General features: G+C 68.1%; 1 protein-coding gene. It reads right to left on the bottom strand.

Going from position 1 to position 1,761, the window contains the following annotated elements; all coding sequences use genetic code 11:
- On the bottom strand, window positions 1–1,589 hold a 1,589-nt coding region (locus EES42_RS43965; RefSeq protein ID WP_241197004.1), incomplete at its 3' end, for an ISAzo13 family transposase.
- Window positions 1,590–1,761: the final 172 nt, after the last annotated feature.

Here is a 1,761-nt window from a genome sequence, read left to right as displayed (position 1 = left end):
CTCGCTGTCTTGATCTTGAGCGGGACGGTGATGCCTACCGCGCTCGCGTGGTCGTAAAGGTGCTCCAGGGTGGTGAGTTGCTGGTCAGTGCGATGGATGATGTGTCCAGCCGTGCTGAGGAGTTGGCGGATGTCGCGGATGCGCCGGTTGATGGTGAAGGGCGTGACGGTGAAGAGGCGGGCGACGGCTACCTGCGGGAGCCCGAGCCGGTAATGGAGGAGGGTGGCCAGGAGCCGGTCGGCGAGGGTGAGGACGGGGCGCCGTCCGGTGCCCGGGGCCGCCAGGCGGGGCCGGTGGCCGCGCCGTTTGTCCAGGTGTGCTTCCCGCTGGTCCTCGTGGCGGGCGGTGAGTGTGGTGATCAGCGTGTCCCACTCCTCGGTCGGCATTCCGGTCAGGGCCGGGTGACACAGCCACGCAAGGTCGGGGCTGGGCTGGTCGAAGGGGTCCGGTACGTCACTGACTTGGTCATACGCCTCGGGCTGCAGCGTGTAGTTCCAGTCGCCGTGCCACTCGTGGCGGTGCAGGGGCAGGGCATCCATCTGCCGGTCGACGATCCGGACTCCGGTCTCGTAGGCGGTGGTGTCGAGTTCGGCGTGCACCGTCAGCCCGGTGCCGGTGGTCGTCGCGGCGATGCTGTTCACGATGACTTCGTGGCTTGTCAGGGGCCTGCCGCGCCAGTTCATCGTGATGTGGGAGAACAGCCGGTGCTCCACCTTGTTCCATTTTGAAGTACCTGGCGGAAAGTGACAGACGGTAATTTCCAGGCCGGTCTCCAGGGCCAGAGCGGCCAGTTCGGCCTTCCAGGCGCGGGTGCGATAGCCGTTCGAGCCGCCCGCGTCCGCGGTGATCAGCAGCCGCCGGGAGTGCGGATAGGCGCCGCGCCCTTGGCTGTTCCACCAGCGGCGGATGGACTCCACGGCGAACGCGGCGGTGTCGTGGTCCGTGCCCACGCTGACCCATCCGGTGTTCGCTGCCAGATCGTAGATCCCGTACGGGATGGCCTTGCCCAGCTCCGGGTCCGGGAAGTCGTGCGTCCGTACCTGGACCGGTTCGCCCTCACGGTGCCACTCGGCGCCGGCGTTCTTGTAGTTGCCGACGACTTCCTTCTTTTTGGTGTCGACGCTGACCACCGGGTCCCCCGCAGCCTGGTGTTCCTTGGCCCGCTCGTTGATATAGCGGAACTGGCCGTCGCGGTCCGGGTGCTGCCTGCCCTCGACGGTCTTGGCGTTGCCCTGCAGGCTGAAACCTTCCTCGCGCAGCAGGTCGGCCACGGTCTCCGCTGAGATGCGGTGGCCCTGCCGGGTCAGCTCGTCGGCCAGGTGGCGGGTCGACTTCGTCGTCCAGCGCAGCGGCGACATCGGGTCACCCCGCATGTCCGGCTCGACGAGGGCCAGCAGGGCAGGCCGCAGCCCAGGATCGAGATCCACCGCACGCTTGCGGCCTCCGCCCTCCCGGCGGGCCCGGCCCAACGGGCCCACCCCGGAATCCAGTTCTGCCACTCCACGCGAGACAGTTCCCTCGCGCACCCCGGCCGCACGGGCCACTGCCCGGATCCCTCCATGCCCCAACGACCGGGCCTCCGCCCCCATAGCCAACCGGCGCTGACGCTCGTCCAGATGCGGCAACAACGCCTGGAATTTCGCCGCCAGCCCTGCCTCGGTCCCCTCCGACATCTCCATAGCACAACAACGACGAGCAACGACGGAAGCAACGACTTGTTTCTCCGCAGGCCCTAACTACCCGGCCTTGGGTCAAGGCCCG

It is taken from the genome of Streptomyces sp. ADI95-17 (assembly GCF_003846175.1).
Classification (GTDB): domain Bacteria; phylum Actinomycetota; class Actinomycetes; order Streptomycetales; family Streptomycetaceae; genus Streptomyces; species Streptomyces sanglieri.
Note: the sequence above shows the minus strand (reverse complement) of the source record. Positions and strands in the feature narration are given on the sequence as shown.